The organism is Streptomyces sp. NPDC006309 (assembly GCF_040613095.1).
Taxonomy (GTDB): domain Bacteria; phylum Actinomycetota; class Actinomycetes; order Streptomycetales; family Streptomycetaceae; genus Streptomyces.
Map to the genome: position 1 here is coordinate 107,483 of NZ_JBEXRO010000004.1, position 23,708 is coordinate 131,190.

At 71.9% G+C, this 23,708-nt stretch carries 19 protein-coding genes; 9 read left to right on the forward strand and 10 right to left on the reverse strand.

Going from position 1 to position 23,708, the window contains the following annotated elements; all coding sequences use genetic code 11:
* Nucleotides 1–6: 6 nt before the first annotated feature.
* From ABZ117_RS07535 to ABZ117_RS07545, 3 genes are all read right to left on the reverse strand, one after another.
* Complete coding sequence (locus ABZ117_RS07535) at nucleotides 7–1,239, reverse strand: AAA family ATPase (protein ID WP_356818355.1); 1,233 nt, start codon at nucleotides 1,237–1,239, stop codon at nucleotides 7–9.
* Between the two features lie 9 nt (nucleotides 1,240–1,248).
* A complete protein-coding gene (gene cpaB / locus ABZ117_RS07540; protein ID WP_356818357.1) occupies nucleotides 1,249–1,953 on the reverse strand; it encodes a Flp pilus assembly protein CpaB in 705 nt (234 codons plus the stop codon).
* A 62-nt stretch (nucleotides 1,954–2,015) separates the two neighbouring features.
* Entirely contained in the window at nucleotides 2,016–2,837 is an 822-nt protein-coding gene (locus ABZ117_RS07545) for a hypothetical protein (protein WP_356818816.1), read from the reverse strand.
* A gap of 339 nt (nucleotides 2,838–3,176) precedes the next feature.
* Here ABZ117_RS07545 and ABZ117_RS07550 point away from each other — a divergent pair, with 339 nt between their 5' ends.
* From ABZ117_RS07550 to ABZ117_RS07580, 7 genes are all read left to right on the forward strand, one after another.
* Nucleotides 3,177–4,901, forward strand: a complete 1,725-nt coding sequence (locus ABZ117_RS07550; RefSeq protein ID WP_356818359.1) for a glycoside hydrolase family 18 protein — start codon at nucleotides 3,177–3,179, stop codon at nucleotides 4,899–4,901.
* Between the two features lie 139 nt (nucleotides 4,902–5,040).
* Nucleotides 5,041–5,559, forward strand: coding sequence for a hypothetical protein (locus tag ABZ117_RS07555; protein ID WP_356818361.1), 519 nt, complete (start codon nucleotides 5,041–5,043; stop codon nucleotides 5,557–5,559).
* Entirely contained in the window at nucleotides 5,556–6,215 is a 660-nt protein-coding gene (locus tag ABZ117_RS07560; RefSeq protein ID WP_356818363.1) for a hypothetical protein, read from the forward strand. Before ABZ117_RS07555 ends, ABZ117_RS07560 begins: the two co-directional genes overlap by 4 nt.
* Entirely contained in the window at nucleotides 6,215–10,966 is a 4,752-nt protein-coding gene (locus ABZ117_RS07565; RefSeq protein ID WP_356818365.1) for a putative T7SS-secreted protein, read from the forward strand. Before ABZ117_RS07560 ends, ABZ117_RS07565 begins: the two co-directional genes overlap by 1 nt.
* 12 nt (nucleotides 10,967–10,978) lie before the next feature.
* Nucleotides 10,979–11,392, forward strand: a complete 414-nt coding sequence (locus ABZ117_RS07570) for a hypothetical protein (protein WP_356818367.1) — start codon at nucleotides 10,979–10,981, stop codon at nucleotides 11,390–11,392.
* Nucleotides 11,393–11,948: 556 nt separating this feature from the next.
* Complete coding sequence (locus ABZ117_RS07575) at nucleotides 11,949–12,551, forward strand: lamin tail domain-containing protein (protein ID WP_356818369.1); 603 nt, start codon at nucleotides 11,949–11,951, stop codon at nucleotides 12,549–12,551.
* Nucleotides 12,552–12,979: 428 nt separating this feature from the next.
* Nucleotides 12,980–14,320: a M14 family metallopeptidase gene (locus ABZ117_RS07580; RefSeq protein ID WP_356818371.1), complete on the forward strand. Its 1,341-nt coding sequence runs from the start codon at nucleotides 12,980–12,982 to the stop codon at nucleotides 14,318–14,320.
* Nucleotides 14,321–14,323: 3 nt separating this feature from the next.
* Here the strand turns inward: ABZ117_RS07580 and ABZ117_RS07585 are convergent, their stop codons facing one another.
* From ABZ117_RS07585 to ABZ117_RS07605, 5 genes are all read right to left on the reverse strand, one after another.
* Nucleotides 14,324–14,932, reverse strand: coding sequence for a hypothetical protein (locus tag ABZ117_RS07585; protein WP_356818373.1), 609 nt, complete (start codon nucleotides 14,930–14,932; stop codon nucleotides 14,324–14,326).
* 37 nt (nucleotides 14,933–14,969) lie between these two features.
* The gene (locus tag ABZ117_RS07590; protein WP_356818375.1) at nucleotides 14,970–16,448 is read right to left on the reverse strand and encodes a gluconate:H+ symporter; all 1,479 of its coding nucleotides are present in this window, start codon (nucleotides 16,446–16,448) and stop codon (nucleotides 14,970–14,972) included.
* Nucleotides 16,449–16,581: 133 nt separating this feature from the next.
* A complete protein-coding gene (locus tag ABZ117_RS07595) occupies nucleotides 16,582–16,992 on the reverse strand; it encodes a RidA family protein (RefSeq protein WP_356818377.1) in 411 nt (136 codons plus the stop codon).
* Nucleotides 16,989–17,753 carry an IclR family transcriptional regulator gene (locus ABZ117_RS07600; protein ID WP_356818379.1) on the reverse strand — a complete coding sequence of 255 codons (765 nt, stop codon included), beginning with the start codon at nucleotides 17,751–17,753 and terminating at the stop codon, nucleotides 16,989–16,991. Before ABZ117_RS07600 ends, ABZ117_RS07595 begins: the two co-directional genes overlap by 4 nt.
* The gene (locus ABZ117_RS07605) at nucleotides 17,750–18,748 is read right to left on the reverse strand and encodes a sugar kinase (RefSeq protein WP_356818380.1); all 999 of its coding nucleotides are present in this window, start codon (nucleotides 18,746–18,748) and stop codon (nucleotides 17,750–17,752) included. Before ABZ117_RS07605 ends, ABZ117_RS07600 begins: the two co-directional genes overlap by 4 nt.
* 182 nt (nucleotides 18,749–18,930) lie before the next feature.
* Between ABZ117_RS07605 and ABZ117_RS07610 the strand changes: the two genes are divergently transcribed.
* Complete coding sequence (locus ABZ117_RS07610; RefSeq protein ID WP_356818381.1) at nucleotides 18,931–20,226, forward strand: alanine racemase; 1,296 nt, start codon at nucleotides 18,931–18,933, stop codon at nucleotides 20,224–20,226.
* 9 nt (nucleotides 20,227–20,235) lie between these two features.
* The gene (locus tag ABZ117_RS07615) at nucleotides 20,236–21,846 is read left to right on the forward strand and encodes a D-aminoacylase (RefSeq protein ID WP_356818383.1); all 1,611 of its coding nucleotides are present in this window, start codon (nucleotides 20,236–20,238) and stop codon (nucleotides 21,844–21,846) included.
* A 17-nt stretch (nucleotides 21,847–21,863) separates the two neighbouring features.
* Here ABZ117_RS07615 and ABZ117_RS07620 read toward each other — a convergent pair whose 3' ends face one another.
* Together ABZ117_RS07620 and ABZ117_RS07625 are read right to left on the reverse strand one after the other, a co-directional pair.
* Nucleotides 21,864–22,751 carry a serine protease gene (locus tag ABZ117_RS07620; protein WP_356818385.1) on the reverse strand — a complete coding sequence of 296 codons (888 nt, stop codon included), beginning with the start codon at nucleotides 22,749–22,751 and terminating at the stop codon, nucleotides 21,864–21,866.
* Nucleotides 22,752–22,973: 222 nt separating this feature from the next.
* Nucleotides 22,974–23,684, reverse strand: coding sequence for a hypothetical protein (locus ABZ117_RS07625; protein WP_356818387.1), 711 nt, complete (start codon nucleotides 23,682–23,684; stop codon nucleotides 22,974–22,976).
* Nucleotides 23,685–23,708: the final 24 nt, after the last annotated feature.

Here is a 23,708-nt window from a genome sequence, read left to right on the forward strand (position 1 = left end):
GGCCGCTCACTCCTTCCGCCGTCGCAGTCCGGCGGCTCCGCGGCCCGTGCCGCGGTGGGCGCCCTCGCCCGCCTTCACGAGCCCCAGCTCCCCCGCGAGCGCCCACAGCGCCTGCTTCACCGTGCTCCTGCCGTCCAGCTCGTGGACCCGCCCGGCGTCCACGACCCCTTGCAGCTCCCGGTAGTTGGCGGGGACGACGGTACGGGCGACTGCCGTGCCGGTGATGCGCCGGATCAGGGCGGGCTGGATCTCCGTGTTCCGCGCGTGCCGGTTGACGACCACTGTCGTCTCCTCGGCCTTGCGGATCTGGAGCCGGTCCCACATCCGTACGGTCCGTTTGGCGGCGCGTACGGCGATGACGTCCGGGGTGGTCACCAGGAGCGCGGTGTCGGCCATCTCGACGGCCACCGCGCCCGCGCCGCTGAGCTGGGAGCCGCAGTCGACGACGACGATCTCGTAGCGGGTGCGCAGGGCGCTGACGATCTGGCGGGCGGCCCGGTCGGTGACCTCCTCGCCGCGTTCGCCCTCGCCGGGGGCGAGGAGCAGGGCGAGTCCGGTGTCGTGGCGGAAGACGGCGTCGGCGAGGACGCGCGGCGAGATGTCGGTGATGGCGGCCAGGTCGACCACCGAGCGGCGGAACTGGATGTCCAGGTAGGAGGCGATGTCGCCGGTCTGGAGGTCGAGGTCGAGGAGCGCGGTGGCGCGGCCGGAGGCCTGGGCGGCGAGGGCGAGCTGGACGGCGGTGAGGGTGGCGCCGGTGCCGCCCTTGGCGCCGCTGACCGTGACGACCGTGCCGCCGGCCCCGCCCGTCACGTCGGCGCCGTGGCCGAGATGACGGCGTACGCCCGTCGACCACTGGGCGACGGCCTGGACGCGGCCGGCGAGTTCCTCGTACGACAGGGGGAGCGCGACCAGGCCGCGGGCGCCGGCGTCCATGGCGGCGGCGAACAGGCCGGGGCTCGCGTCGGTCGTGACGAGGACGACGCCGACGGCCGGGAAGCGCAGGGCGATCTCCCGGATCAGCTCCAGGGCCGGGACGGGGCCGATGCGTTCGTGGACGACGACGACTTCCGGGAGTTCCTCGACCGATTCGGCGGCGAGCCGGGCGAGGGTGTCGACCAGCTGGGTGGAGTCACCGGCCGGGGGCTGGGGTTCGGCGTCGGGGAGCTGGCTGAGCAGGGTGACGAGGGAGCGGACGGCGTCCGGGTCCGCGCCGGCCGGGAGGATCCTGGTGGGCATGGCCGCCTCTCACTTGTCCGTCGCGAGTTCGTAGGTGCGGTCCTTGTCGGGGACGCTGGTCTCGCTGCCGGGGGCCACGAGCGCGAGCCGGACGCGCTGGGCGAAGGACTCGGCGTAGGTGATGCGCTGGGCGTCGATGGTGGACAGCGCGAAGGTGATGGGGACGGCTTCGGTGGGCTGCTGGGTCCTGTCGCGGTCGGGGTTCAGGGCGGTGATCCGGCCGACGTCGAGGACCCGTGCGTTCGTGACGATGATCTTCGACTGGTCGGGGTCGCTGTCCTTCTTCCCCTCGAAGGTGGCGTACACGTTGACGCGCGCCCCGAGGGTGATCTTGCCGGCGACGCCGGTCGCCGCGTCGATCATGATGGCGACCTCCTGCTGGCCGGGCCGGAGGGCGGGCCGGTCCACGATCATGTCGGTCTGGAGCAGGGAGCCGGGGTGCAGCGTGGTCACGGCGATCTTGCCGCGGAGCTGGCGGAGGTCGGTGACGGCGCGGTCGGAGAGCCACCGCCTGGGCATCCGGATCCGCTGGAACTGGCCCGCGTCCAGCGTGGTGTACGGCTGCACCTCGGATCTGACCCGGTAGGCGGTGACCTCGGGCCCGACCTTGGAGTTCGCGTCGTGGACGACGGAGAGGACGCCGGCGAACGCGCCGAGAGCGCACAGGACCGACAGGATCAGGAGTATCACGCCGCGGCGCTGACGGGAGTTCATGAACCGTGCAACCTCATTGGGGGAATCGGTCGAGCGGGATGTGAGGGCGGTGTCCGGGCCGGTCAGGCGGGCGTCCGCCGGTCCGGTGCGCGGGGCGGCTCGTGGGCGGGCGGGGTGGCGGAGCAGAAGACGCAGCGGTCGCCGATGACGTCCATGCCGCACCAGTGGCAGCTGGTCCGGCGCACGGAGGTGACCAGTTGGTAGAGGACGGAAAGGTCGGCGAGGTAGCTGCAGAACTCGACGAGGCGGCCGGTCCCCCACCACACCGGGGACTCGGCGGGCAGTGGGGTCTCGCGCAGGCCGTGCACGTTCCACGCCGTACCGAGTCCGGCCGCCCAGTCGCTCTGCAACTGCCCTTTGGCGAGAAGCATCCAGGTGCCGAACTCGGGCCCGTCCAGGGTGGCGTCGGGGGCGACCCTGACGAGCTGGGGCTCGGGGTGGGCGAGGACCGCGAACTGACTGCCGGGCACCCAGGACCGGGCGTGCGCCTTGAGTCCGACCGGCACCCGGTCCAGCCTGGCGACGGAGCCGAGGACGGCTCCGGCGTGGAGGTAGTGGGTGAGCAGCCGTCCGGCGGAGGCGAGCACGCCCGGGCTCAGGTCGCAGGAGGCGAGCTGGCGCAGCTGCCGGGCCAGGACGGCGACGGCGAGGGGCGGCAGCCCGGGCCGGAACAGGGCGATACGGTCACTTTCCAGCAGCGAGCGCAGGGTGTACAGCCGCCGTACGACCGGTTCCGGGGTGGCCTGTGAGCAGACGACGACGACATGGCCGTACTGCTCGGTGAGGGTGTGCAGTTCGGTGAGCGCGTGGTCCAGCGGTCTGTCGTCGAGGCCGCTCAGCACGGCGGCGGGCATGGTCCGTTCGTCCTGTGCCGGCAGTGCCATGTCGGCACTGGTCACGGCAATGGCAGTTGGCACGCGCAGCTCCCCGCTCTTCACACCTTCCGGCCCACCGGTGTGACTCCCGTGCGCCGGGCGACTTCATTGCGTGACTACCTGAGCACTGTATCCACGGGCGTATGGCCGGAGAACAGCGTTTGTGGAGCCGGTGTGGAAGTCTCCCGGCGCAAGTCCCTTCAAACCGGCACAGGTTGATCCTCCGTCCGGAAACGTGTTTGGTCTGGACCTCTTGACACCTCGATTGGTCTGGACCAACTTGGGAGGCGAGCGGTGGCCACCGCGCTCTCCCCCTCTCCCCGCCAACTCCCCACCGAAAGGCTCCCTGTGGACCGCGCACCAGGCATACCCAGACCCCGCGGACGGCGGCTCGCGACGTGGTCCGCCGCCACCGCCCTCGCCCTTTCGGTCGCGGGCCTCGCCGCGGCCACCCCGGCCTCCGCGGCGGACGTCAACAACGTGAGGAACGCCGGCTTCGAGTCCGGCCTGGCCAACTGGACCTGTACGGCGGGCAGCGGTACGACGGTCTCCTCCCCCGCGCACGGCGGCTCCGCCGCCCTCAAGGCGACTCCGGCCGGTCAGGACAGCGCCCAGTGCACCCAGCCGGTGGCGGTCAAGCCCAACTCGACGTACACGCTGAGCGCGTGGGTGCAGGGCGGCTACTCCTACCTCGGCGTGACGGGCACGGGCACCACGGACGTCTCCACGTGGACCCCCGACTCCTCCTCCTGGAAGCAGCTGTCGACGACGTTCACGACCGGCGCGTCGACGACGTCCGTCACCGTCTACACCCACGGCTGGTACGGCCAGGCGGCCTACTACGCCGACGACGTCTCGGTCTACGGCCCCGACGGCGGCGGTGGCGGCGGCAGCGACCCCGCCCCGACGGTCCCGGCGGCGCCGGGCGGCCTGTCCGTGACCGGCACGACGTCCTCCTCGGTGTCGCTGTCCTGGTCCACGGTGTCGGGCGCCACTGGCTACAACGTCTACCGCAACGGCACCAAGGTGACGGCGGTGACCGGCACGTCCGCGGCGGTCACCGGCCTGTCCGCCTCGACGGCGTACACCTTCCAGGTCACGGCGACCAACGCGGCGGGGGAGTCGGCCAAGTCGGCGTCCGTGACCGGCACGACGTCCGCCGGCACCGGTGGCGGAGGCGGCGGCACCCTCCCCAAGCACGCGGTCACCGGCTACTGGCAGAACTTCAACAACGGCGCGACCGTCCAGAAGCTGTCCGACGTCCCCTCCGCCTACGACATCATCGCCGTGGCCTTCGCGGACGCGACCTCCACCCCGGGAGCCGTGTCCTTCAGCCTGGACTCGGCCGGCCTCGGCGGCTACACGGCCGACCAGTTCAAGGCCGACATCAAGGCGAAGCAGGCGGCCGGGAAGAAGGTCGTCATCTCGGTCGGCGGCGAGAAGGGCTCCGTGTCGGTGAGCGACGCGGCCTCGGCGACGAACTTCGCCAACTCCGTCTACTCGCTGATGCAGACGTACGGTTTCGACGGCGTCGACATCGACCTGGAGAACGGCCTCAACGCGACCTACATGACCCAGGCGCTGCGCGCGCTGTCGGCGAAGGCGGGCTCGTCCCTGATCCTCACGATGGCCCCGCAGACCATCGACATGCAGTCGACGTCCGCGGCCTACTTCCAGACGGCCCTGAACGTGAAGGACATCCTCACGGTCGTCAACATGCAGTACTACAACAGCGGTTCCATGCTGGGCTGCGACGGCAAGGTCTACAGCCAGGGCACGGTCGACTTCCTGACCGCGCTGGCCTGCATCCAGCTGGAGGGCGGCCTCGCCCCGTCCCAGGTGGGCCTCGGCCTGCCGGCGTCACCGAGCGGCGCGGGCAGCGGCTACGTCTCCCCGACGGTGGTCGACAACGCCCTGGACTGCCTGGCCAAGGGCACGGGCTGCGGCACCTTCAAGCCCTCCAGGACCTACCCCGACCTGCGCGGCGCGATGGCCTGGTCCACCAACTGGGACGCGGCGTCCGGCAACGCCTGGTCCAACTCGGTGGGCGCCCACGTGCACGCCCTGCCGTGACCTGACCCGCACGGCGGCACCGGCGCCCGGACCCCCCACGGTCCGGGCGCTGTCGCGTGCGGGGGCTGCTGGCCGGACCCGGCCGGTCGGGCCGGTACCGCGTTGCGGTGGCCAGGGTCGGAATGTGATGATCCCGGGCATGGCTGAGCACGGGGGAGACGCCAACGCGGCGGCGCATGCCCGCAGGTCACGGCTGTACGACTACGCGGAACCGACCGTGTCCGAGCGGGAGGAGAGCGGGGCCGCGGAGGCATCCGGCATCCCCGCCGCCGACGCCGTCGAACGCGGGCGCCGCGCGTTCGCCGCCGTCCTGCTGGGCGAGTTCCGGCGCACGGCCGTACTCGTCCCCCTCGACGCCGAGGACGGCAGCCCGCTGACCGCGGACTTCGGCGGCGTCCGCTGGTTCTACGCCTTCTCGGACGAGCCGGCTCTGGCCCGGTTCGCGCTCGCGCGGGGCGAGGGCGGCCGGGAGTGGCCGTACCAGCGGTGGCTGGGTGCCCGTCTGCTGGACGCGGCCGTGCCGGCGACGGGGGTTGTGTGCGGGGTGGCGCTGGACTGCGCGGACGGTGCGGGCGGAACGCTGTTCCCCCCGGTGCGCGGGGTCGTGCCGGACGCGGTGGCGGTGGACGCCGGCGGTGAGACGGGGGACGAGCGGTGACCGACAGCGGCAAGGACCTCGAGGCCGGCGGCCTGCACCTGATCGCCAAGGGCCTGACCGACGCCCTGGGCGAACTCGGGGAACTGGGCATGGTCGGGGATGCCGGGGCCGGGCGCGGCTTCGGGAGGATCGCCCTGTCCGGGCTGGAACTGGGCCACGAGGGGCTGACGGGGGATTTCACGTCGTTCTGCGAACGCTGGGAGTGGGGCGTGCGCTCGCTGATCGACGAGGGGAACGGCTTCGCGATGAAGACGCGTCTGGCGGCGGGCACCTACTACGAGAACGACCGGTACGTCGAGGGCACCCTCAAGGTGGTCACCAACGCGGCCGTCGGCAATCCGTACACCTCCGAGGAGGACGTGCAGAAGAAGGGCTGGGGCGACATCGCCACGTCGGGCGCGTTCGGCGGTGATGTCGACTACAGCAGGGAGTCCTTCGCACAGGCGCGGGACAACAGCGTGCAGGGCTGGAAGGACGCCGGACGCGACGTGATGACCCCGCACACCGTCGCACCGGCGGGCCTGAACCCCGCCGACCTGCACGAGACGTTGGGCATCTCGGACGACCGGTACGGCCGGCTGCTGGACGACACCTTCGGCCCCTCCCCCGAGGCCCGCGCCGAGGCCGCCGCCGAACGGCAGGGCGGTGCGGGCTGATGGGCATCGGAGACATCACCGATTCGCTGCTCAGCGGCGGCGAGGATCTCGTCGACGGCGGCAAGAAGCTCCTCGGCAAGGGCGTCGACTACGCCACCGACAAGATCGGTGAGGGCCTGGACCACCTCGGGGCGCACAAATGGGCCGACGTGGTGGAGGACTGGGGCGACGGCATCGCCTCCGACCTGGGCGCGACCCCGGGTGAGCAGCAGCTCGGCGAGAGCGACGAGGCGGACGAACTCGTCCACGGCAGCCCGGCGAAGATCCGGGAGAGCGCCAAGCACCTGCGGGACTTCCACGGCGCGTTCGACAAGGTCGGCCAGGGGCTGAGGAAGGTCGACTCCTCCGGCTGGCAGGGCGAGGGCGGTGACGCCTTCCGCAAGAAGTTCGGCGTCCACCCCGCCAAGTGGGCGCAGGCCGCCGAGGCGTGCGGGACGGCGGCCGGGGCGCTGGAGTCGTACGCCGACACGGTGAAGTGGGCGCAGGGCCAGGCCCGGGAGGCCGTGGAGCTCTACAACAAGGGCGTGAAGGCGTCCAAGGCGGCGTTCGAGACCTACCAGCGGCAGACCCGGTCGTACAAGGCCAAGGCCGAGGCGGGCGAGGATCCCGGCCCCGGACCCGGCCCGTTCCGCGACCCGGGCAAGGCCGTCGTCCAGGCCGCGCACCACAAGCTGGCCGAGGCCCGCAAGCAGCGCAACACCGCCGCCTGTGAAGCCCAGGGCAAGGTCAAGGCGGCCCTGGCCCACGCCCCCGCCGAACCACCGCCCCTGCAACGCGTCGAGCACGACCTCTCCGACGGTTTCCAGTCCACCGCCACCGAACTCGCCCACGTCACGGCCGGCGCCCTCAAGGGCACGGCCGGCCTGGTCGACTTCGTCCGCGGCCTGAACCCGGCCGACCCCTACAACATCACCCACCCGGCCGCCTACCTCCAGAACGTCAGCATGACGCTCTCCGGCCTGGTCTCCAGCGGCACGCACCCCGAGCGGACCGCGAAGACCATGTACGACGAGTTCCGCAAGGACCCGTCGGAGTTCGGCGGCCGCATGATCCCCCAGTTCTTCGGCACCGACGGCCTCGGCGTGGAGGCGGGGCTGGCGAAGGACGCGGCGGAGGCGGGCCTCGCGCGCCAGGCGGCAGAAGCGGCGGCGGCCCGGGAGGCACGGGCGCGGGCGGAGGGCACGGCGGGGAGGTCGGCCCGGGACACGGTCGACCACGATCCTCCGCGGCACTCGCACGACGAGCACAGCGCCAAGGGCTGCGGCGACCCGGTCAACGTGGCCACCGGCACGATGTACCTGCCGCAGACGGACGTCACCCTCCCCAGCGTGCTGCCGCTCCTCCTGACCCGCCGGGTCGAGTCCGGCTACCGCCTGGGCCGGTGGTTCGGCCCGTCCTGGTCCTCCACGCTGGACCAGCGCCTGGAGATCGACGCGGAGGGGGTCGTCCTCGTCACGGAGGACGGCCGGCTCCTGTCGTACCCCCACCCGGCGCCGGGCCTGCCCACCCTGGCGAGCCACGGCCCCCGCCTCCCCCTGGACCGGGTGGCGGACGGCTACACGATCACGGACCCCCGCACCCACCGCACCTGGCACTTCGCCGACCGCGGCCCCGGCCTCGCGGTCCTGGAACAGGTGGACGACCGCAACGGCAACTGGATCACCTTCGAGTACGACGCCGGGGGCACGCCGCTGGGCGTCTTCACGAGCGCAGGACAGGGCGTCCGCATCACCACGGACGCGGGCCGCGTCACGGCGTACCACCTGACCGCCACCGGCGAGGAACTGAAGCGCTTCGGCTACACGGACGGCAACCTCACCGAGGTCGTCAACTCCTCGGGCCTCCCGCTGCGCTTCACGTACGACGAGCGGGGCCGTGTCACGTCCTGGACGGACACGAACGACCGCGGCTACGCGTACGAGTACGACGAGCAGGACCGCTGCACCGCCCAGAGCGGCGCGGCGGGCCACATGGCCGTGCGCCTGACGTACGGGGACCCGGACCCCGTGACGGGCCTGCGCACCACGACGGCGACGACGGCCCGGGGCCACACGCACCGCTACCTGATCAACGAGACCTGGCAGGTGGTGGCGGAGACCGACCCGCTGGGCGCGACGGTCCGCCACGTACGCGACCGCCACCACCATCTGCGCTCCACGACGGACGCGCTGGGCCGCACGACGACGTTCGAGTACGACGGGACCGGCAACCTCACGCGCGTCGTCCGCCCGGACGGCCGCGAGGCAAGGGCGGAGTACAACGAGCTGGGCCTGCCGGTGAAGGTCGTGAGTCCGGCCGGCACGGTGATCCACCGGACGTACGACGACCGGGGCAACCGCACCTCGGTGACGGACGCGGCGGGCCGGACGACCCGCTTCACGTACACGGAGGCCGGCCACCTGGCCTCGGTGACGGATCCCGCGGGGAACACGACGACGGTCGTCTGTGACCGCGCGGGCCTCCCGGTGGGGGTGACGGACCCGCTGGGCGCGACCGTGCGCCACGAACGGAACGCCCTGGGCCTGCCGACCGCGATCACGGACCCCACCGGCGCCGTGCCCCGTCTCGCCTGGTCGGTCGAGGGCCACCTGACCCGCCGTACGGCCCCCGACGGCACGACGGAGACGTGGACGTACGACGGCGAGGGCAACTGCACGGCCCACACGGACCCGCTCGGCGGCGTCTCGCGTTTCGAGTACACCCACTTCGACCTGCTGACCGCCCGCACCGGCCCCGACGGCGTCCGCTACGAGTTCGACCACGACACGGAACTGCGTCTGACCCGGGTCACGAACCCGCAGGGCCTGACCTGGACGTACGAGTACGACGCCGCCGGCCGCCTGCGCGCGGAGACCGACTTCGACGACCGTGTGCTGACGTACACCTACGACCCGGCGGGACGCCTCGCCTCCCGCCGCAACGCGCTCGGCGAGGAGGTGACGTTCCGACGCGACGAACTCGGCCAGGTCCTCCGCAAGAACGCGGCCGGCCAGGTCACCACGTACGCCTACGACCTGACCGACCAGCTCGCGGGGGCGACGGGCCCGGACGGCACGACCTTGACGCTGCTGCGCGACCGCCACGGCCGCCTGCGCTCCGAGACGGTCGACGGCCGGACACTCACGTACACCTACGACACCCTGGGCCGCCGCACGGGCCGCACGACCCCGGCCGGCGCCGTCTCCACCTGGTCCTACGACGCGGCGGGCCGCCGCACGGACATGGTGGCGTCGGGCCGTGCCATCGACGTCACGTACGACGACGCGGGCCGCGAACTGACCCGCCAGGTCGGCGGGGCGATCACGCTGGAGCACACCTTCGACGCGCTGGGCCGCCTGAGCACCCAGTCGGTGACCGGCGCACACGGCCGCACGGTCCAGCACCGGGCGTACACCTACCGTGCCGACGGCAACCTGACCGGCATCGAGGACCGGCTCTCCGGCTCCCGCCACTTCGACCTGGACGCGGCGGGCCGGGTGACGGCGGTCCACGCGGCGGGGTGGACGGAGCGGTACGCCTACGACGAGGCGGGCAACCAGACCCGGGCGTCCTGGCCACCGGACCATCCGGGCGCGGAGGCGGCCGGCTCCCGCTCGTACGCGGGCACCCGCATCACCCGGGCCGGCAACGTCCGCTACGAACACGACGCGCTGGGCCGCATCACCCTGCGCCGCAAGACCCGCCTGTCCCGCAAGCCGGACACCTGGCGCTACGAGTGGGACGCGGAGGACCGCCTGACCTCGGTGGTGACCCCCGACGGCACCCGCTGGCGCTACACCTACGACCCCCTCGGCCGCCGCACGGCGAAACTCCGCATGGCGGACGACGGCGAAACGGTGCTGGAACGGGTGACCTTCACGTGGGACGGCACCACCCTCTGCGAACAGACGACAACCTCCGCCGGCCTCCCCCACCCGGTCACCCTCACCTGGGACCACCAGGGCCTGCGCCCGCTGTCCCAGACGGAACGCATCACAGCGGCCGACGCGCCACAACAGGAGATCGACTCCCGCTTCTTCGCGATCGTCACCGACCTGGTCGGCACCCCCACCGAACTGATCGACGAACAGGGCGCCATCGCCTGGCACACCCGTAGCACCCTGTGGGGCACAACGGCGTGGTCGACAAACAGCACGACGTACACACCCCTACGCTTCCCAGGCCAGTACTACGACCCGGAAACGGGCCTGCACTACAACTACTTCCGCCATTACGACCCGGAAACGGCACGATACCTGACGCCGGATCCTCTTGGATTGACACCAACACCAAACCCGGCCATATACGTCGACAACCCACTCACGTGGACCGACTCTCTTGGGTTGGCGCCAGACTGTCCCCCTAAAGGGGAAAAGGGAAATCCCTTCGGTCGGCGAGAAGACGCCGAACGCGCAGCATTCGAAACAGCAGGCGTGCCGTACGGCACGGTGCCTGACGCGGAGTGGATCGTCATGGGGGATAAAACACTCAAACATAGCCCCGGATTTGCTTACGCCCCCGATTTGACCCACTGGGGGCGTTTTCGGCAGTTCGAAACGGAGAACGGTTCACGCGTCATCGTCGAACATACACACGACCCGGCCGGGCCGCATTTCCACGCCGGCACACCGAAAGGCTTCAGCCCCGCAGATCACGCTAGAGGTGCAGTCAATTTCGGATGGGATAATTCTGCGGAAGGATATGCAACAAGGGAGCGTTACCGCGCATTGAACAAGCCCGGCGGAGACCATCATTTCTTTTACGACGAGTAGGCGAGTATCACATTGAGCGATGAAATCAAGCGCCGTTTCGAGAATGCAGGCCTTGCGGTGATCGGAACATTTTCCGGGACCGGTCCGACCGTTATCGAAGCTTTTCACCGAGTAGTGAACGTAGAGGCGCAGCCTGTCGAGACCATTCCCCGCGACACACCCGACCTCGCCGTGCGAGTCAATGAGGCCTGGACTAGGAACGCGCGCGGAACAGGAGTTCTGAACGAGGACGATTCTTTCCTCGCCGCCGGCAGCCTGGAACATGGATGGTTCCACGTAAGACTGACCAGTGCAACCAACCTCTTTTCATTGCAGGATCCGGAGGGTGACCTTCTCTTCGTCGCACGGGATCTGAGCGGCCAGCAGGTATGTGCGGTGAGCAGGGAAGGAGCCGAGTACTGGATCCTCGAGGAGGAATTTCGTTAGGGCGATACAGCACCATTACAGGCGAACGGAGAATCATTGAAGCATCCAGGCATGAGGGCACCTTCCGCGCCACTCATCCCATCGCGTTCTGCCAGTGAGTCCAGAGTTGACCGGACGCTCTTGCGCAGGGCGGACCTTCTTCGGTCAAGGCCCGCGTGTCGCCGACGGGCGGATGCGGGCCGTGTACATCCGAGGGCGTGCTGCCCGCGCCGGCTTCAGCGTCGAGAGCGCCCCCTGAGGGACGGTCCCTGTGGCTGCGCGCGACGCCACATCGCCCACCCCCCTGTTACCCACTTTCGGGTGAGGGGTGTCGTGTCGTGTTCGTGAGTTGGGCGCTCAGTGGCAATGCGTCTCATACGTGGACATTGCATCCATGAGTCACAGATATGTGCGCGAATCGTAACGGTGCCCGGCGTCTCGGTGATCGGCCCGTGCGCCGCTGCATGGTGTGGATGTGCGGCCGACCGGCCGCCACCCGTACACCGCACTTCGCCGCACCGGTCCGTCCCGGGCTGTCGGCAGCGGGGTGTGTACAGCCCTTGCGAAGGGGGACTTCGTGTCCGTTTCCGTATCCGTCACCGCCCGCCGTGTCGCCGCCGCCACCGTGGCGGCGGCCGCCGTCGTGGGTGCCGTGGCACTGCCGGCCTCGGCCGTCGACCGTGACCACCACCGCTCGCACCGCGCCGAGGTGGTCATCAGCGGCGTGCAGCACTCCTCGTCGGTCCGCCACGACCGCTTCGAGCGCCCCCTGAACCGGGAGTGGGTGGAGCTCGCCAACGAGAGCCGCCGAGCCGTGAACCTCGACGGGTGGACGCTGTCCGACGAGGACGGCCACACCTACACCTTCCGGTACTACCGGCTGGCGGGAGACGCGACCGTCCGCGTGCACACCGGGTTCGGCCGGGACAACCGGAACGACCTCTACCAGGACCGCCGCCAGTCCGTGTGGGGCGACGACCACGACACCGCGACCCTCCGCAACGACCGCGGCCGCTTCGTCGACTCCGTGTCCTGGGGCGACGACGACCGCGACCACCGCGAACACCGCGGCGACGGCGACGACCGTGACCACCGCGAGCACCGCGGCGACGGCGGCGACGACCGTGATCACCGCGGTGACGACCACCGCGACGGCGGACGGCACGGTGAGCGTCGCTGATCCCCGCCCGTCCGTGCGGCGGTGAGGACTGACCTCGCCCACCGGCAGCGCGCCCTTCCCCCCGGGGAACGGCGCGCTGTCCGCATGCCCACCGCGCGCGGCAGCGCCTCACGGGGCGGGGCGCACGCGCGAAAGGCGCCGGTCCATTCGTCCGCGTCCACGGTGTGCTCGTCGATGACGGAACACTCCGGCTCCCCCCTTCGCATGGGAGGTGGCCGATGTCGGTGCCCCCCGGCCCTCCACCCCTTACGCGTACTTGACCCAGGCATGCCAACCCCTCACCATGAGCGCCAGCCCGCACAGCGGACTCACAGCAACGCCTCACGGCGGGTCCGCATCAGCACGTCGCACTGACGCACCCCCCAGCTCCCCAGCTCCGTCCCCCACTTCCGGCGATCCCGGAATCCCTGGAGACCCAAGGAGAGTTCATGCGACTTCGTATCCGCGGCTCCGGCGCGCCCGGCGGCAGACGTACCGCCGCCCTCGGCGCCCTGCTCGCCCTCGCCCTCGCCGCCCCCGTCTCGGCCGCCGTCGGTCAGGCCAGTGCCGACAGTGTCCGCCGGGCCGCTCCCTCCGGTGACGACGTCCGGCAGTACGAGATCCATCAGAGCACGACTCCCGTGACCCGTACGGCCATTCAGGCGACCGGGGTCACCGTCGACGAGGCCGACGAGGAGACCGTCGTCGTCTCCGGGCGGGCGGAGCAGATCCGGCGGCTGCGCCGGCTGGGGTACGACGTCCAGCCCCTGGGCGCCGCGCCGCAGCGGGCCGGAGCCCGGCTGTACGACTTCCCGAGCGCCGACTCGAAGTACCACAACTACGCCGAGATGAACGCCGAGATCGACCAGCGGCTCGCCGCCTACCCGGGCATCATGAGCCGGCGGGTGATCGGGAAGTCGTACCAGGGGCGGGACATCGTCGCCATCAAGGTCAGTGACAACGTCGGCACCGACGAGGACGAGCCCGAGGTGCTGTTCACCGCCCACCAGCACGCGCGCGAACACCTGACCGTGGAGATGGCGCTGTACCTGCTGCGGGAGCTGGGCGCGGGATACGGGACCGACTCCCGGATCACGAACCTCGTCAACAGCCGGGAGATATGGATCGTCCCGGACCTGAACCCGGACGGGGGCGAGTACGACATCGCCAGCGGGTCCTACCGGTCGTGGCGGAAGAACCGGCAGCCGAACTCCGGTTCGTCGTACGTCGGTACGGACCTCAACCGGAACTGGGACTACAAGTGGGGCTGCTGCGGCGGTTCCTCCGGGTCGACGTCCTCGGAGACCTACCGCGGGTCCGCCGCCGAGTCCGCGCCCGAGGTGCGGGTCGTCGCCGACTTCGTGCGCAGCCGGGTCGTCGGCGGGCGGCAGCAGATCAAGGCCGGGATCGACTTCCACACCTACAGCGAGCTGGTGCTCTGGCCGTTCGGGTACACGTACGCGGACACGGCGTCCGGGATGACCGCGGACGACGCCGCCGCGTACAAGGCCGTGGGGCAGAAGATGGCGGCGAGCAACGGGTACACGCCGGAGCAGTCCAGTGACCTGTACATCACCGACGGGTCGATCGACGACTATCTGTGGGGCACACAGAAGATCTTCGACTACACCTTCGAGATGTATCCGGCGTCCGGCGGAGGCGGGTTCTACCCGCCCGACGAGGTGATCGAGCGGGAGACCTCCCGGAACAAGGACGCCGTGTTGCAGCTGCTGGAGAACGCGGACTGCATGTACCGGGCGATCGGCAAGGCCGCCCAGTACTGCGGCTAGCGGCTAGGCCTCCTCGAAGTAGGCGTCGAGCACCGCGTCCAGTGCCGACTCCCACTCCGTGAAGCGCGCCCTGGCCGCCGCCTCGATCTCGATCGGGTACCAGCGGCGGTCAGGGGTGTGCACGGTGACCGTGAAGCGCTTGCCGAAGCGGGGCGACTCCGTCTCCACCGCGGCGATCTCGTCCCAGCCGAACTCGCAGTCCTCCTCGTCCAGGCGGAGGCGGATCCCCCGGTGGTCGGCGACGATCCGGGCCCGGCGGTCGGACGCCTCGAACACCGGTCCTTCGGCCGGCTGTTCGCCGTCCGCCGCGTCGGCCGTCGTCCCGGCGGCCGTCGTCCCGGCGGCCACCGGATCGTCCGCCACCGCGTCGTCCGCCACCGGGTCGTCCGTCACGGGATCGTCCGACACCGGGTCCTCGGCCGCCGGCTTGCCGGCCGCCGAGTCCTTCGCCGGCGGACCCGTAGGTGACGGGCCCGTGATGCCCGGGATGTAGGCCGGGTCGAAACCGGCGCCCGTCACGGGCTCGGCCTTCACCAGCTTGGCCTTCAACGGCTCGGCGTTCAACGGCTCGCCCTCCGACGGCTTGCTGCTCGCTCCTATGCGCTGCTCCACGGCGGCAGTATGGACGACTTCCCTGTGCCGGAACCAGTCAGGCCACGAACACGCTGACCACACCGGCCACCGCGAACCCCGCCAGTGACAGCACCGACTCCAGAACCGTCCATGTCCGCAGGGTGTCGCGTTCGCTGATGCCGAAGTACTTCGCCACCATCCAGAAGCCGCCGTCGTTGACGTGCGAGGCGAAGATGGAACCTGCGGAGATCGCCATGATGACGAGGGCGGTGAAGGCCTGGGAGTGGTGGTCCGCCGCCAGCAGGGGTGCCACGATGCCCGCCGTCGTCACGATGGCCACGGTCGCCGAGCCCTGGGCGACCCGCAGCACGAGCGAGATCAGGTAGGCGAGGGCGATCACCGGCAGTCCCACGCCGTGGAAGGTGTCCGACAGGGCCTGGGCGACCCCGCCGGCCTTCAGTACGGCGCCGAAGACCCCGCCCGCGCCGACCACGAGCAGGATGTTGCCGACGGGCTTCAGGGACGCCGTCGACACCCTCTCCAGGGAGGTGCGGGACCAGCCGCGCCGGATGCCGAGGAGGTAGCAGGCCAGGAGCAGGGCGACGGTCAGGGCGACGAAGGGGTTGCCGGCGAACTCCAGCACCGAGCGGCCGGGGGACGGGGCCAGGGCGACGGAGGAGAAGGTCGCGGCGAGGATGAGCAGCAGGGGCGTGCCGATGATGGCGAGGACCGTGCCGAGCGGTACCGGCCGCTCCTGCTGCGTCACGCCCTGCGCGCGCTGTTCGGCGAGGACGGTCCGCTTCGCCTCCTCCGCGGCGTCGGCCATGTCCTGCGGTACGGCGACGAAGATCCGCTGTCCGACCCAGGTGGCGTACGCCCAGGCGGCCAGGACGGCGGGGAGGCCGCAGACGGCGCCCATGAGGATGATCCAGCCGAGCTGGACGTGCAGCAGTCCGGCGGCGGCGACCGGACCGGGGTGCGGTGGCAGGAAGGCGTGCGTCATGGACAGGCCGGCGAGGAGCGGCAGGCAGTAGAGCAGGATCGACCGGCCGGAGCGTCTGGCGGCGGCGTAGACGATCGGGGCCAGGACGAAGATGCCGACGTCGAAGAAGACGGGGATGCCGAAGAGCAGGCCGGTCAGGCCCATGGCCAGGGGGGCGCGGCGTTCGCCGAACAGGTTCAGCAGGCGGCCGGCGAGCACCTCCGCGCCGCCGCTGACCTCGAGGATCGCGCCGAGCATCGTGCCGAGTCCGATGATGATCGCGACGTGGCCGAGGATGCCGCCCATGCCGGACTCGATGGTCGAGACGGCGTCGGAGCGCTGGACGGTGCCGAAGAGTTCGGTGACCGAGAGGCCGGCCAGCAGGCCGACGGTTATGGAGACGGCGAGGAGGGCGACGAACGGCTGGATCCTGGCCTTGATGATCAGCAGGAGGAGCAGGGCGATGCCGAGGGCGGCGACCGTGAGCAGGCCGGGGGTGCCGTCGACGAGGAGGAGCAGGCCCCCGGTGTGGGGTGGGGCGGCGGGGGCCGGTGCGGCGAGCTGAGCGGACATACGGGGGTCCTCTTCGTAAATGCATGCTGCTTTCGGGCAGGGGGGATCGCGGCACGGCGCCCCGGAGGGTGCCGTGCCGTGCGGGACGTGCGGAAGGAGAGGAAGGCGCGGGAGGCGCGGGAGCGTCAGGGGCTCAGCCGAGGACGGCGAGCGCGTCGATCTCGATGAGCAGGCCGGCGGGCAGGCCGACGTAGACCGTGGTGCGGGCGGCGGGCGGCTGGGTGAGGCCCTGCTCCGCGAAGTAGGCGTTGTAGATGTCGTTCATCTCGGCGAAGTGGCCGACGTCGGTGAGGTAGACGCGGATCATCATGACGTCGTCCCAGTCCGCGCCGCCCTCCTGGAGGATCGCCCGTACGTTGGCGAGGGTCTGGAGGGTCTGCTCGCGCAGGGTGGGGCCGGCCGGCGTCGGGGGCCGGCCCTCCTCGGCGGGCAGGAAGCCGACCTGGCCGGCGACCTGGAGGATGTTGCCCTTGCGGACGCCGTGCGAGAACGCGGCGGGCGGGGCGGTGTGGGTCTTCGGGGTGAGCGCGGTCTTCTCGGTCATGCGGGGGTGCCCTTCACTGGCGTTCTTCCGGAGTACTCGCCGCTGATCGCGTCGGCGGTGCGGCGCACCTGCGGGAGCAGGGTGAGGAGTTCGTCGGCGGTGACGACGACGTTGGGCGCGGAGACCGACATGGCCGCGACGACACGTCCGTCGGCGCCGCGGACCGGTGCGGCCACGCAGTTGATGGACTCCTCGTGGCCGCCGAGGTCGGTGGCCCAGCCCTGTTCGCGTACCTGCTCCAGCTCCCGCAGGAACGCGGCGGCGTTGGGGGTGGAACGGGAGGTGTACAGCGGGTAGTCGAGCTTGTCCGCGAGGGCGCGGCGCTCGGGTTCGGGGAGGTCGGCGAGGAGCAGCTTGGCCACGGCGGCGACCGTGATGGCGACGGGTTTGCCGATCCGCGAGTACATGCGGACCGGATAGCGGCTCTCGACCTTGTCGATGTAGAGGACCTCGTTCTCCTCGTACACGGCGAGGTGGACGGTGTGTCCGCAGCTCTCGTTCAGGCGCACGAGGTGGGGGTGGGCGATCTCGCGGACGTCGAGGTTCTCCATCGCCTCCTGGGCGAGGGCGAAGAGGCGGGCGCCGAGGCGGTAGCGCTGGTCGGACTGGCGGTAGACCAGGCCGTGTTCGTGCAGGGTGCGCAGGAGGCGCAGCGCCGTGGACTTGTGGACGCCCAGGCGGTCGGCGACCTGCCCGAGGTCTGCGGGGCCCTCGGCGAGCAGCGGCAGGATGCTCAGGGCGCGGTCGACGGTCTGACTCATGGGGTGTTCGCCTCCTGTGGGGCCCGCTCGGCCTGGGTCCAGCCGGGGCCGAGTCGAAGTCTCCCCCATGCGTCGTCGTCCAGGGCGGCGAGGCGGTCGGCGTGGTCGCGGGCGGGGGGTGCGGCGAGGTCGCCGGGGGCGGTGAGGGTGGCGGCGGCCATCAGGTGGCCGTGGCGGAGGCGGTCGCGTACGGGGAGTCCGCGCAGGGTGGCGGAGAGGAAGCCGGCGGCGAAGGCGTCCCCGGCGCCGGTGGGCGCGACGACGCTGGTGTGCGGGGCGGGTTCGAAGAGGGGCTCGCCGTCGAACGCCGTCGCTCCTCCCGCCCCCTGCTTGACGACCAGCACCGCCGGCTCGGGCAGTGCCGCGCGGATGGCCGCCGGACCCCCGGTGACGCCCCACACCTGCTCCGCCTCGTCCTCCCCCACGAAGACGAGGTCCGCCCTGCGGGCCAGCTCCAGGAGGGCCGGCGGGTCGGTGCCCGGCAGGCCGGGGCGGTGGTTGACGTCGAAGGAGAGCAGGGGGCGGCCGGCGCGGGGGGCCGTCAGCGCGCGCATCAGCGCCAGGCAGTCGCCGGACAGTGCGGCCGTGATGCCCGACAGGTGCAGCACGCGTCCCGCGCGTACGGCCGCCAGGTCCACGTTCCCGGTGCTCATCGCGGAGGCGGCCGAGCCCTCCCGGTAGTACGCCACTTCGTGGGCGCCCGTTCCGCGGTCGCCGGCGGTGCGGAAGTACACCCCGGTGGGGCGGCCGGGGTCCCGGCGTACGGCGGAGACGTCGACCCCGTAGCCGGCGATCCGCTCCACCAGGTGGTCGCCGAAGCCGTCGGCGCCGACCCGGCCGACCCAGCGTGCCGTGTGCCCGAACGCCGCCAGCGCGCAGGCCACGTTGGACTCGGCGCCGCCGATGGCCCGGTCGAAGGAGGGCACGTCGGCGAGGCGGCCGGGCCGGCTGGGCAGGAAGGTGACCATGGACTCGCCGAGCGTCACCACGTCCACGACGTCCCACGGGTGCGCACCGGCCGAGGCGTAAGCAGCGTCGTCGATGATGGCTCCTGTCGATTGCCGGGTGACGGTTCTCCGTTGACCCGGTGTTCGGCGAGATGCTAGACACCAGTCAGCACCGCACGCAATGGCCGTTGCACATGTCGCAATGATGCACGGACCGAGAGAGGGGCCTCATGAGCACCGAAGCGCTCGCCCGCCTGGCCGGGGAACGGCTCGCCGGCCTGGCCGGGGAACGTGTCGACCACCGCTTCAAGGGCCTCCCGCCGGACGCCGACGGCCTGACCGTCGGTGAGCTGACGGCCCAGCGCCGCAACCTGTTCCGGGCGGGCGACGGCTTCACCACCCCCGTGCTCGCGCTGTCCGCCGAACGCCTCGCGCACAACCTCGCGCTGATGGAGACGTACACCGCCCGGCACGGCCTGGCCTTCGCCCCGCACGGCAAGACGTCCATGGCCCCGCAGCTCTTCCATCGTCAGCTGGCCCACGGCGCCTGGGGGATCACGCTGGCCGTGCCCCACCAGGTGCGGGTCGCCCGCGCGTTCGGCGTCCGGCGGGTCTTCCTCGCCAATGAGCTGGTGGACGCCTCCGCGCTGCGCTGGATCGCCGCCGAGCTGGCCGCCGACCCGGAGTTCCGGTTCGTCTGTTACGTCGACTCCGTGCGCGGGGTCGAGCTGATGGACGCGGCGCTGCGGGGCGCGGCCCGTCCGGTGGACGTGGTGGTGGAGCTGGGCGCGGGCGAGGGCGCGCGGACCGGCGTGCGGACCGGGGCGGAGGCCGCCGCGGTCGCCGACGCGGTGGCGGGCACCGGCACGCTGCGGCTCGTCGGCGTGGCGGGGTACGAGGCGCAGGTGCCGGACGCCTCCCCGGAGCGGGTGCGGCAGTGGCTGGAGCGGCTGGTGGGACTCGCGGTGGAGTTCGACGGGGCCGGGCGGTTCGCCGGGGCGGACACCATTGTGGTGAGCGCCGGCGGCAGCGAGTGGTTCGACGCGGTCGCCGACGTCTTCGCCGGCGTTCCCCGGCTCTCCCTGCCGGTGCTGCGGCTGCTGCGTTCCGGCGCCTACGTCTCGCACGACGACGTGCACTACGACAGGCTGACGCCGTTCAACCGGGTGCCCGAGGAGGGCGCGCTGGAGCCCGCGTTCCGGCTGTGGGCGCAGGTGGTGTCGCGGCCGTCGCCCACGGAGGCGTTCGTCAACGCGGGCAAGCGCGACGCCGCCTACGACCTCGACCTCCCGGTGGCCCACGTGGTACGCCGGGACGGTACGGAGCGTCCGGCGGCCGGCATCGAGGTGAGCGCCCTGTCCGACCAGCACCTGTGGCTGCGCACCGCACCCGGCGCGGACGTGGAGACCGGCGACTGGATCGGCTTCGGGCTGTCCCACCCGTGCACGGTCTTCGACAAGTGGCAGCTGATCCCGGTGGCCGAGGCCGACGGCACGGTCGTCGACTACGTCCGCACGTTCTTCTAGGAGGCCCGCGTGGAGGATCTGGTCATCCGGGACGCCGACGTCGTCGACGGCAGCGGCGCGGACTCCTACCGCGCCGACGTCGTGGTCGACGGCGGCCGGATCGTCTCGATCGTGAAGGAGGCCGCCGCCGCGGGCTGCCAGCGGCCCGGTGCCGTGCGGGAGCTGGACGCCGAGGGCCTGGTCCTCTCCCCCGGCTTCATCGACATGCACGCCCACTCCGACCTGGCCCTGCTGCGCGACCCCGACCACAGCGCGAAGGCCGCGCAGGGGGTCACGCTGGAGGTGATCGGCCAGGACGGGCTGTCGTACGCGCCGGTGGACGACCGCACGCTGGCGGAGGTGCGCCGGGCGATCACCGGCTGGAACGGGTACGGCGACGACGTCGACTTCGACTGGCGGTCGGTGGGCGAGTACCTCGACCGGCTGGACCGCGGCATCGCCGTGAACGCGGCCTACCTCGTCCCGCAGGGCACCGTCCGGGCCCTCGTCGTCGGCTGGGAGGACCGCGAGGCCACCCCCGGGGAACTGGACCGGATGCGGCGGCTGGTGGCGGAGGGGCTGGAGCAGGGCGCGGTCGGGCTGTCCTCCGGCCTGACCTACACGCCCGGCATGTACGCCCGGGACGGCGAACTGACCGAGCTGTGCCGGGTGGTGGCGTCGTACGGCGGCTACTACTGTCCCCACCACCGCTCCTACGGCGCCGGCGCCCTGGCGGCCTACGCCGAGATGGTCGCCCTGACCCGGGAGGCCGGCTGTCCGCTGCACCTGGCCCACGCCACGATGAACTTCGGCGTGAACCGGGGCCGGGCGCCCGAGCTGCTGGCCCTGCTCGACCGGGCCCTGGACGAGGGCGCCGACATCACGCTGGACACCTACCCCTACACGCCCGGCTGCACCACCCTGGCGGCGCTGCTGCCGGGCTGGGCGAGCGAGGGCGGCCCGGAGGAGATCCTGGCCCGGCTCGGCGACCCGGAGACGGCCGGGCGCATCCGGCACGACCTGGAGGTGACCGGCTCCGACGGCTGCCACGGTGTGCCCGTGGAGTGGGAGACGGTCGAGATCTCCGGGGTCACCGACCCGGCGCTGGGCGCTCTCGTGGGCCGTACCGTGCGGCAGGCGGCGGACCTGCGCGGCGAGACGCCCTGGGACACGGCGCGCGAGCTGCTGCTGCGGGACCGGCTGGGGACGACGGTCCTCCAGCACGTGGGCCACGAGGAGAACGTCCGCGCGATCATGCGGCACCGGGCGCACACCGGCGGCTCCGACGGCATCCTGCGGGGCAGCAAGCCGCACCCGCGCGCCTACGGCACCTTCCCGCGCTATCTCGGGCACTACGTGCGGGAGTTGGGCGTACTGACGCTGGAGGAGTGCGTCGCCCGGCTCACCGGGCGGCCGGCGGCCCGGCTGCGGCTGCCGGACCGGGGGCTGGTGCGCGAGGGCTACCGGGCCGATCTGGTGCTGTTCGACCCGGCGGCGGTCGCGCCGGGCGCCACCTTCGCCGAGCCGCGCCGACTGCCGGAAGGCATCCCGTACGTCCTGGTCGACGGCCGGTTCGTCATCGAGGACGGCAGGCGGACGGACGTGCTGGCGGGGCGGGCGGTCCGCCGTACTCCGGTGTGACCGCCCGCCGCCGGTGGTTACGGCTTGGGCAGCGTGCAGCCGGACGCGCTCAGGTTGAGCTTGTTGCCGGTGGTGAAGCAGGCCGGGATGTTGTAGATCTCCTCGGCGTAGTTGATGCCCTGACGGACGGTGACGTTGCCGTTCGCGTCGACCTCGCACGGGTTGTTCTCCGTGCAGCGCTGGCCGTCCTCGTTGCCCGTGTTGTTCACGGCGACGACCTTGCCGGTGGTGGTGTCGATGACCGGGGAGCCGGAGGTGCCGCCGATGGTGTCGCAGGCCGAGGTGTAGCGGACCGAGTCCTTCCAGGTCCAGTCGCCCTCCTTGAGGCGGTACACGAACCCGTCGATGTTGCAGCTGTAGATGCGCTTCCAGTAGCCGGAGACCACCTTGATGGCGGTGCCGGCGACCGGGTGCGTGTCCTGCACGGTGAGCGGGCTGATGCCGTACGAGCTCCTGATCGCCGCGTACGTGGTGGTGGTGCGGTAGATCGTGACGTCGGTGTCCGTCATGGTCGAGTAGACGACCTGGTTGGCGCGGAGGGTGGCGACCTTGGTGCCGGCGGAGTTCAGCAGCCCGAAGGTACGGCTGGAGGACTGGCCGGTGATGACCTCGCCGGGTGCCGGGAAGCCGGTCTCCAGGCAGTGGCCGTTGGTCAGCACGAGCGCCGGGTCGGTGTCGGCGGAGTTGGGGAAGCGGATGACGGAGCCGGAGCAGTTGCTCAGCGAGACGGTGCCGGCGAAGTTGACGGTCACCGCGGCGGCCTTGGCGGAGTGCGGGGCGGCGGCCTGCGCGGCGGCGTGCGGGGCCGTGGTGTGCGGCGCGGCGGACGGGGCCGCGACCGCCGGTGTCGCGCCCAGTCCGGCTATCGCCAGGGAGGAGAGCGCGGCAAGGAGAGGCTTGTTCATGTGGGGGTCCCCTCTTACGACTTGGGCGACCGGAGGTCCTCCGGCCGCCCACTCGATTGTCATGCGCATTCTCATGGGCCGGAGGGCTCGGGGACAAGAAGCCGCGTCAGGTCATAGGGGTTTCCCTGTGCGCGCGGTCAACCCTCGCACCGGGGCGGGTTCTACGGCACCCATTCTTCCCAACCACTGCTGCAAACGGGGTCGTTGAGGTGCTCGCGCGGGTCAGCGCGGCCGCTTCGGCCATCTGTGGCCGTGACCCCGGACGTACGGGCTGCCGGAGGCGGACACCGTCGGGCCGGCGGTCGGGGCGGTGGACGTGGGGCCGGCCGAGGGCGTCGCGGGGGCCGTGGTCGTGGCGGGTGTGCTGCCGTCCGGCCCGCCCGGGGGGGTGCTCGGTGCGGTACCGCCGGAGGGGCGGGCGGCGGCCGTGCGGGAGGTCGGGGCCACGGCGGAAACCGCGGCGGTGACCGGTGCCGTGCCGGCCGGGGCCGTCGTCACCGGGGTGGGTGCGTCCGTGCCGCCGCCGTCGGTGGCGGGCGTGCCGCCGGCGACCCGTCCGCCGTCCACGGGACGGGATCCGGCCGGGGTCTGCGCACCGGACAGAGCGGCGATCACCGCGACGGTTCCGGCCACCCCCAGGGCGCCGGCGACCACCGCCCCCCGGCGGCGGTCACTCACGCGCCGCCGCGCCCGCCGGCGCCCGGCCCGGCCCGCGCCGGACCCGCCCGGCGCGGGTTCCGCGGGCACCGGGGGCAGCTCGCGCGTGGCGTCGTACGCGTCCTGCCAGCCGTGCGCCGCGGCCGGGTCGACGTACTCCTCGTAGGCCGGGGCCGGGGCCGGCCGCGGGTGGTAGACGTTCGGCCGGACTCCCGGCGCGCCGTCCGCTCCCCGCGGGTCGTGCGCCCCCGCCTCATGCTGCCGTTCCGTGGACATGTCAGCGGATTCTAGAGACGCAAG